The sequence below is a fragment of the Ralstonia sp. ASV6 genome (genome assembly GCF_016429285.1).
In the GTDB taxonomy this organism is placed as follows: Bacteria; Pseudomonadota; Gammaproteobacteria; order Burkholderiales; family Burkholderiaceae; genus Ralstonia; species Ralstonia flaminis.
Window position 1 is genome coordinate 49,277 of the sequence record NZ_JAELUI010000010.1, and the last position, 8,185, is coordinate 57,461.

The following is an 8,185-nucleotide window of genomic DNA, read 5'->3' on the forward strand; positions in this document are numbered from 1 at the left end:
CACATACTCCTCCCTGCGCTATTTCACGTTCGATATTGTGGATGCTGCATAGTCTTTGCAGATACTGCCGCATGATCGCTCTAGACACGAATCGGTAGCGACACCTGCGGCTGGATCGGTACTAGAGTCTTCGCGTATGCACGCAATATGTCGTTGTAGAGTTCAGCGTGCTTTGGTGCTTCAACCGTTATGATTAGTGCGTACCGAATCTTCTCTGGGCCGGTTGCACGTCCGCCACCTTCACGCGCGTTGTAGTGGATATCGAATACCGGACTATCGAGACTACTGCCAAGCATGCCCTTACTGCCATGCAGAACTGTTTCCCACTTTCCTAGGTCGGAGCGCCGTTCCGCTTCAGTGGCAAACTTCTTCATATCGAAGAAGCCGGCCGTCTCAGCGTTGGCTTTGCCATCTTTGATCTTCTTGTCGCTAGGACGAAAAACGATGTCCAGACCCGCCCGAGTGTAGGCGGCTGCATCCTGTGGATCAGTCGGCGACGCATAACAGAAGGTCGCTTTCAGCTTGATTTTGCCGGTCAAACCGCCAACAGGAAGAGGTAGCGCAGCTCGCAAGTACTTTCCGGGCTTCAACTCACCTTGGTAGACCACACGCGCCACACCTGGAGGACAAGTAATGACCGCCATAAGGTCTTCGGGCACTTTCCCCCAGCCCACTTCAAGTTTGTCGTGCAAAGCTGGATCTGCTGCGTGAATTAGCAGAGCTTTGATCGCCAATGGGGTCAAATCTGAGCCGAGAATTGCTCGAACGCCGACCGCGCTCCTCAGCAGATAGGGCGAAGCGAAGCTGGTGCCTAGCTGCGGCGACAACGCCGGCTTCTTTCCGGATGACAGAACGTGAAAGTACTTTGTCGCCTCCCCACCAAAAGCGAGCAAGTCTGGCTTAACCACGCCTGGGCTACGCCCTGGCCCGATCGCACTATAGGCAGCGCGAGCCCAACCGTCCTCAGTATCATCAGCCGCCCCAACCGCCAGAGCGTTGACACAATCCGAAGGCACTTGCACGCGAGCGTTGCCCACGGAGCGATCCAGTTTCCCATTGTTACCTACCGCGACGGTCATCAAGGTATCGCCATCGCTAAGCAGATCATCGATGACCGAAGTCCAAGCGTGAACGTCCGTGTCCTCGATAGGCAGATCCGGGCCAAAGCTGAGGTTCACAAATTGGTACTGCCGAGAGAGTAAAACTTCCTCGACAAAACCGAGCGTTCGATAGAGCTCCAGGGGATCCTCGATCTTCGTATCTTTATCGAGCACGCGCAGGTGATCTACGTATGAGAATGGTCGCGAGGCCGTGCCGTTGGGCTGAATTGGACCGAATAGGAAGGCCGATGTCACACCCAACCCGTGCTCGGGACCTTCAGGATCGTCCTCGGCATCCTCGTCCATCAAGCGATATGAACGTAGCCACGGTGTAATCGTGTGCTGCTTCGGCAGACCGCCGTCCAAAATAGCGACTTTGGGTTCAGACGATAAAGGCTGCTCGACGGGGAGACTGCACCCAACGGAGACCTCGCCCGACCGATGAACCGGCCACATACCGCGCAACTTCGGCATCGGCCGAATGACTCGCACGAATGCAAATTGGGCAAGACGCTCAATGTCGTCGGCTTGACCTTGCGCTGGCACAAACCACAGGTTACCTGCAGTGAAGCCGAGGTCTACGTAGACCTTAACGTCTACGTGCTTTGCAAAGCGACCAAACGCGCGCTGCACAAACAAATGGCTTTCATTGGGTAGCAGATGAAGGCCGACTTCAAAGAAGCGGTCCTTCTTTCCTCCCAGCGATACGATGCGCTCTTCGGGTTCGAAGGCCGAGAACTGCTCGATGTGCGCCAGATCCAGCGCCTCCTCTGTTTCCGGCTCAACTTCATGCGCCCAATTCTGGAGGGCATGAAACACCTGGCGCTTGCCCGCGACAAATAACTCCGTCGTGGTGCACTCGCGCGGCTCACCCTTCTTTGTCCAACCGTCGGGGGTAACTTTAACCGTCCGACTGCCAACTGACTCCAATCCAACTGAACGTAGCAGCGCGACAGGAAAGAACGACCTCGCGATGTAGCTAGGGTTCATCATCAGCCGAGCCACACCAAAATCACCAGGACACGCCTCGTCCGGCAACGCGTCCAACGCTTCCGACGCCGTAGCAAATTGAGGGATCAAGCGCTCCTGGGCCTGCGTCAAGGTATACACCTCCGCCTTGCCCGGCTTGCGCTTGGGCCCTTTGATCTCGTGTGTCAGCAGCTCGCCACGGCCGATCAGGAAATTGGTTTGGCTCATGCGTCAGGTTCCTATCTTGAAGTCTTCCTTGCAGCGGTTGAGGGCTGATTCGCGTACTTTCGGATAGTGTCGCGACTCACTCCGGTGAGCTCTCTAATCGTGTGCTGCGACAACCGGGTCTGATTGGCCAACAGCACTGACAACTCGATACGTTCATGCCGATCAAGCGTCAACACACGCGACTTGATGAACTCTTCAATGAGATCGGCATCGGCCGTCACACCTAAGGCCAATGCACGCCGGAAGCGCTGAATCTCTCGCTCGATATCGCTAAAGGACTCGCCACGAAAAGCGAAAGCCAAGATGTCAATCCAACGACCGAACAACGCAAAATCGGGCCCCAAGAAGCGCTTGATAGCTGCTTTTACGGCGGGCATCTCCGGCAAACCGAACTCGACGACCAAATCAAACCGACGCCACAATGCAGGATCAATCAACTCAGGGTGATTGGTAGCCGCTAGCAGCAAACCTGTGGCCGGCCACTCATCAACTTCCTGCAGTATCACGGTCACCAGACGCTTCAGTTCACCAATATCGGCATCGTCACTCCGACGTTTGGCGATTGCGTCGATCTCATCTAGCAGCAATACACAAGGACGCTGCTTAGCAAAATCCAACGCAGCCCGAAGATTGCTTCCGCTACGGCCGAGCAGACTGCTCATGACAGCGGTCAGATCGAGCACATACAACGGCACGCCAAGTTGCGCTGCAAGCCAGCGCGCTGTCAGCGTTTTACCCACCCCCGGCTTTCCGACAAAAATGGCCGAGCGCGTTGGAGTGAGGCCCAGGTCCGTTAGGCGTTTTACCTGCCGACGCTCCTGAATGAGCTGCGTCAAGCCCTCTTCAATTGGTCCCGAGAGCAGCGGCTGCTCCCGCTCCGGCGAGTCCTGAAACACTTTCAATAGCGAGAGCCGCGACTCATCGTCTACCGGAAGCGCCTGCTCAGGTGCCGCAGGTCGCATAACTTTCCGCATAGGCGCAGAGGACCGAGAGGCCTTGGTCTTCAAGTAGAGATCCATCTGCTCGGAGAGATCCGGGGCGCTACTTCGATACTTCCGCACCAGCCGAGCCACAAACAACCGAACATCGTCCGACTGTTCAGACAAGGCCAGCCTCACAACCTGGGCTAGATCAGATTGAACTTCATTCATTTCGCCCACATCACCCATAAGTAATTGATTTATATAGTATTTTTATTTATTCCAACTGGACTAGTATAAGTATAGCGCACCACAAACCTCGTGGAAAGGACAAATCTAGGCGCGGAAGGGTCTTGGCCGCTCGAGAGCAGCCGACACTCGTGCCCCACGCCCCATCTACGTTTCCTCCATCGCTTCGTTTGCGCGAGCGCACCTCAGCGAGCAACGTGGAGATCGCGCTCACTGCCACGAAGTTGTCGCTGGTTGGGGCCGGTGCAGCAATCACCTCAACTTGGTGACCTATGAGATCTAGATTGATCTCGGTAGCGTCGAATCATCGTCAGGACTAGTATTTGAACTGCAATGACACGACGACGGTCGTCACAAGAATTGTGAGTACGCCGAGAGGGAGCATGCCGCTGGCCCAGTCTGGAGTCGGTTCTGGTAACCAATGAGATAACGAAGTGACGCGACCGAACGTCACGAAGGGGCAAACTATGGACGTACGCGCAGTCGTGTTTGACGCTTTCGGCACTCTTGTGCGGATCGGCGACAAGCGGTCGCCATACCGAAGGCTGATGCAATGGATGCACGAGAATGGAAGAAAGCCAACGCGTGAAGACGCCGCACGCATCATGTCTCACCCCGGCGGACTGGCAGACGCGGCAGCAATGTTTGGCATCACTCCTTCGAGTGAGACACTGGCTACGTTGGAAGAAGACCTGCACACCGAATTGGGAGCGATTCAACTTTTTCCCGACACAGCGTCGACCTTACTGCAGCTACGTGGCGCAGGCTATCGCATCGGCCTTTGCTCTAATCTGGCAGCACCCTACGGGCCGCCCCTCCGGAGCCTGCTACCGTCAATGGACGCTTATGTTCTGAGCTACGAAGTTGGCGCCATAAAGCCTGACCCCCGCATTTATCAGCATCTCGTCAACGCACTCGACTGCCGCCCTGCCGACATTCTTTTCATTGGCGACACCCCCAGCGCGGACCTTGAGGGGCCACGGGCTTTCGGCATGACAGCGACACTGATAGACCGAACGGCGGGCCAAACTTTAGAAGACGTTCTAGCCATCGCGCGGCTGTGCAAGTGGCTGCAATGAAAGCAAGGAGACCTCATTGCAGTGCAGTCGCGTCACACCGTACAATCGATTGCCGCCCCAGGTAGGACTTAATTTTGTCTGCGTTAACGCGGACATTGCAGCATAGTTACCCCGTTCCTCTGGGTCTTCCTGGACTTACTGGGCTATCCCTATATACAGGTAAAAGATGCCTGGGGCGGCAACCCAACGAATATGAGTGCACCCTCCACCCGGGCCCTTACGCCCGAACTCCTTGAAGCAATGAGACAGTTGCTTCAGAAAACCCAAGTCAATTCGTTTTCGTCGGCAGTATTGGGCGCCCCATATGCGGCGGTTCAAGGGATCTTGTACCCGCGACCGCCATACCGTTCATTTGAACTCGCCAAGCGTAGTGGTGGCATTCGCGTGATACGAGAGCCGCGCAAGCGGCTCAAGCTTCTGCAACTGAAAGCGCTGGAGGACCTGGAACGAAGGGCGGGGCGCCCGAAGCCCTGTGCGCACGGGTTCGTGAAAGAACGCAGCATCGTCACCAACGCTCGCAAGCACCTAGAACGCAAGCCGCACTTCCTGCTGAACCTGGATCTGGAAAAATTCTTCCCATCGATCAACTTCTTCAGAGTGCGGGGCGTTCTAAAGAAGCCACCCTTTGGCTTCTCCCATGAGGTCGCCACTGTCCTTGCACAGATGTGTGTCTTGGACAATGAATTACCTCAAGGAGCACCGACGTCGCCCTTCTTGTCCAACGAGATCTGCCGAGGTCTCGACAGAGACCTGATGGCGCTTGCACGGCGGCACCGAGCAACGTATACGCGCTACGCTGACGACATCACGTTCAGCTTCTCGACCCCGAATGCCACCTCATTGCCTGCAAACATCTGCACTTTCGATGGGGGCTTGGTCACTCTGGGGCAGGAGCTGATCTCAATCATTGCTTCGCACAGCTTCCAAATCCATCCAACGAAGACGCGAATGTCTACGCGCCGACGCCGGATGGAGGTCACAGGTGTGGTGATTAACGAGTTCCCGAATGTAAAGCGCATTTTCATCGACCGGATTCGCGGAGCCTTGCACGCCTGGGATCGGTACGGCTATGACCTAGCCCAGAAAGCGTGGGCAAATCGAGTTCAAACCGGCGCGTCGACCGCGTATGAAAAACGCCCCTGGAAGAGGCAAACTCGCTCGGGCAACCCGCCTGAACTGAAAAACGTCCTGTGGGGGAAACTACTATTCGTGCGAATGGTGCGCGGTGCCGATGATGCGATCTACACTCGCCTCGCCGAGAAGTACAACCACCTGATACAGCGAGAACGCGGAGCGAAACCCGATTTCGCAGCGTCAAGTTTGCCTGTGGAGGCGATCGTTCGTAACGCCGAAGATGCGGAACGCGCGGTCTTTGTTGTCGAATGGAGTGGCGACTATCTGCCGACCGGGACCACGGAAGCCACTATGGCCTATGGTCAAGGAACAGCCTTCGCGTACAAAAAGAAGGATCGTCTCATTACTTGCGATCACGTGTTCACAGCCCGCTGCGAGATCGCGGGCGCTTCCGTCGATGTGGACATTCAATCGAAGGACCTTCGTGAGGTGTCGCTTGAGGCGCACGACCCTGCCACGGGTAATCGATGGCCGTTGCGCATCGTTCACCGTGACGCGCCGCGCGATTTAGCAATCCTACAGTTCGAAGGCGAGCCGGCCGCCCAACGGTTTTTCTCAGGAATGGACGCCCCCATCAATCGTCATGCTCCGGGGCACCTCATTGGCTTCCCTAACTGGAGTCCGGGCCGGCGAGCCAATGTCGAACCAGCGATAGTCACAAACCGGTTCCGCCGGTCCGCACTGCAGCGTGTCGAGATAAACCAGTTGATCCGCAAGGGCAACTCCGGGGGCCCCTACGTGGACGAGTTGTTTCGCGTCGCTGGCGTCGCCCAAAAAGGTGCAACTCAAGACGACGGCAACAACGAATGCCTGTGCGTAGCGGAGCTAGATGCTTGGATCCACGCTTGCGAGGAAGCACCGGCCCCCGCCGCGTCGGCAGCCACGGTAGCGCCGGCAGTGGCAGTACCGCCCGGAACGCCCGCGGCCCCATTCACGTAGGTCCTCAAGCTAGTGCGAGTTGATACAGATAGGGAACCGTCTGCATGTCGCGTCGCAAAATGCTGGCCGGTTCCCCCGCTACGGAGCTGTACCAACGGAACGTATGAGGCCAATCGAGTAGAAGACAAGCCGCAGCGACGAGCAAGTGATGTCGCTGAGCTATACGGTGGCGCTCAAGCGGTATCACCCTCTCCACCGAACATCGCGGCAACTTGAAATCTCGCTCGATCTGCGTGAGAGGCAATTTGTGCTTCGAAGTAACAGCAGCCAACATGCGGCATATTTGATGGACCGCATCGAATACTAGATGGGAATACATAGACGGTGGCAGAGGTGCAGCAGACCATCCGACTGAGCATAGCGTAAGCGTCCTGGCGCCCCATCTTGAATCGGCAGATGCAAACGAGCATCGTCCCCACGATGGACAATCGTGGAGACGATGAATCGATGACGACGATAGAACGCCGGCCGCGGCGGCGAGAGTACAGCCCCGAGTTCAAGGCGCTGGTGCTGGAGCAAATCCGCCAGCAAGGATCAGTCAGTGGGGTGGCGCTTAGCCATGGACTGCACCCGAACATGGTGCATCGCTGGATGCACGAGGAACGCGAACGACAAAAGCTGGCGGCGCAGCGCGCAGGCAATGCGTTTGTTCCACTGCTTGTGCAGTCTGCGGCGGCGGTACAGCAGACGAACGAGGACATTCTTTGCGAGCCGCCGACGCGGGCGGCACCCGAAGAGATTCGCATCGAGATCCAACGCGCGGGCGGTACGCTGATTGTGCATTGGCCGCTGTCGGCAGCGCAGCAGTGCGGGCAACTGCTCAGGGATTGGCTGCGATGATACGTATCGATGCTCTGTGGCTGGCCGTTGATCCGATCGACATGCGTGTTGGCGCCGATCGGCTACTGGCGCGCGTGGTCCAGGTGTTTGGCGCGGCCCAATCCCATCACGGGTACTTGTTTGCCAACGCTCGATGCACGCGTGTGAAGCTGTTGGTGCACGACGGATTCGGCGTATGGTGTGCGGCACGCCGCCTGAACCAAGGGCGTTTCCTGTGGCCGCAGGCCGGCGCCAGTGTGCCGCGGCTGAGCCAGGAGCAGTTCGATGCCTTGGTGGTCGGCCTGCCCTGGCAGCAGTTGGAGAGCTTGCGCGCTATCACGCGGGTGTGACCGTCGTCATGGCGTTGACATCGCAAATCCTGATGGCGGTAGTGGTGCACGTCATGACAGCATGGGTCCATGCTGAACCTACGCCAACTGCAAAGTCAGGACCTACAAGGCCTCGCGCCCGAGGAGGTCGTGGCATTGGCGCAGCAGATGCTCAAGCACATCCAGCACCAGGACCACGAGATCAAGGTCCGCGACATCAAGATCGAGAAGATCACCTTTGAGCTGGCGCGCCTCAAAGCTTGGAAGTTCAGTGCCAAGACCGAGGCGATGAGCGCCGAGCAGCGCCGGCTGTTCGATGAGACGTTGACCGAAGACGAAGCCGCGCTGCAAGCGCAGTTGCGGCAAGCCAAGGGGGAGCCCGCGGTCAACAACGACACATCATCCAAGCGCAGACCCAA

Annotated in this window: 6 protein-coding genes and 1 pseudogene; 5 read left to right on the forward strand and 2 right to left on the reverse strand. The window is 57.3% G+C overall.

Annotation, left to right across the window (positions count from 1 at the left end; translation table 11 throughout):
- Positions 1 to 80 precede the first annotated feature (80 nt).
- Positions 81 to 2,297 carry a S8 family peptidase gene (locus tag JHD73_RS03230; protein WP_199027701.1) on the reverse strand — a complete coding sequence of 739 codons (2,217 nt, stop codon included), beginning with the start codon at positions 2,295 to 2,297 and terminating at the stop codon, positions 81 to 83.
- 11 nt (positions 2,298 to 2,308) lie between these two features.
- A complete protein-coding gene (locus JHD73_RS03235; protein WP_233176760.1) occupies positions 2,309 to 3,448 on the reverse strand; it encodes an AAA family ATPase in 1,140 nt (379 codons plus the stop codon).
- A gap of 485 nt (positions 3,449 to 3,933) precedes the next feature.
- On the opposite strand from JHD73_RS03235, the gene JHD73_RS03240 reads away from it, so the two are divergent.
- The 5 genes and pseudogenes from JHD73_RS03240 to JHD73_RS03260 form a co-directional block, all read left to right on the forward strand.
- The gene (locus JHD73_RS03240; RefSeq protein WP_199027705.1) at positions 3,934 to 4,545 is read left to right on the forward strand and encodes an HAD family hydrolase; all 612 of its coding nucleotides are present in this window, start codon (positions 3,934 to 3,936) and stop codon (positions 4,543 to 4,545) included.
- Positions 4,546 to 4,794: 249 nt separating this feature from the next.
- Positions 4,795 to 6,618, forward strand: coding sequence for a reverse transcriptase domain-containing protein (locus tag JHD73_RS03245; protein ID WP_199027707.1), 1,824 nt, complete (start codon positions 4,795 to 4,797; stop codon positions 6,616 to 6,618).
- Positions 6,619 to 7,014: 396 nt separating this feature from the next.
- Entirely contained in the window at positions 7,015 to 7,458 is a 444-nt protein-coding gene (locus JHD73_RS03250) for a transposase (RefSeq protein ID WP_233176761.1), read from the forward strand.
- Positions 7,455 to 7,787, forward strand: coding sequence for an IS66 family insertion sequence element accessory protein TnpB (tnpB, locus tag JHD73_RS03255; RefSeq protein WP_199027709.1), 333 nt, complete (start codon positions 7,455 to 7,457; stop codon positions 7,785 to 7,787). The genes JHD73_RS03250 and tnpB overlap by 4 nt, the downstream gene beginning before the upstream one ends.
- 69 nt (positions 7,788 to 7,856) lie before the next feature.
- Positions 7,857 to 8,185, forward strand: a pseudogene (locus JHD73_RS03260) (IS66 family transposase); the annotation flags it as partial.

What these genes read in the sequence shown, in the direction of transcription:
- JHD73_RS03230 (WP_199027701.1), bottom strand. Translation starts at nt 2,297, where the DNA reads ATGAGCCAAACCAATTTCCTGATCGGCCGTGGCGAGCTGCTGACACAC.
- JHD73_RS03235 (WP_233176760.1), bottom strand. Translation starts at nt 3,448, where the DNA reads ATGAATGAAGTTCAATCTGATCTAGCCCAGGTTGTGAGGCTGGCCTTG.
- JHD73_RS03240 (WP_199027705.1), top strand. Translation starts at nt 3,934, where the DNA reads ATGGACGTACGCGCAGTCGTGTTTGACGCTTTCGGCACTCTTGTGCGG.
- JHD73_RS03250 (WP_233176761.1), top strand. Translation starts at nt 7,015, where the DNA reads ATGCAAACGAGCATCGTCCCCACGATGGACAATCGTGGAGACGATGAA.
- tnpB (WP_199027709.1), top strand. Translation starts at nt 7,455, where the DNA reads ATGATACGTATCGATGCTCTGTGGCTGGCCGTTGATCCGATCGACATG.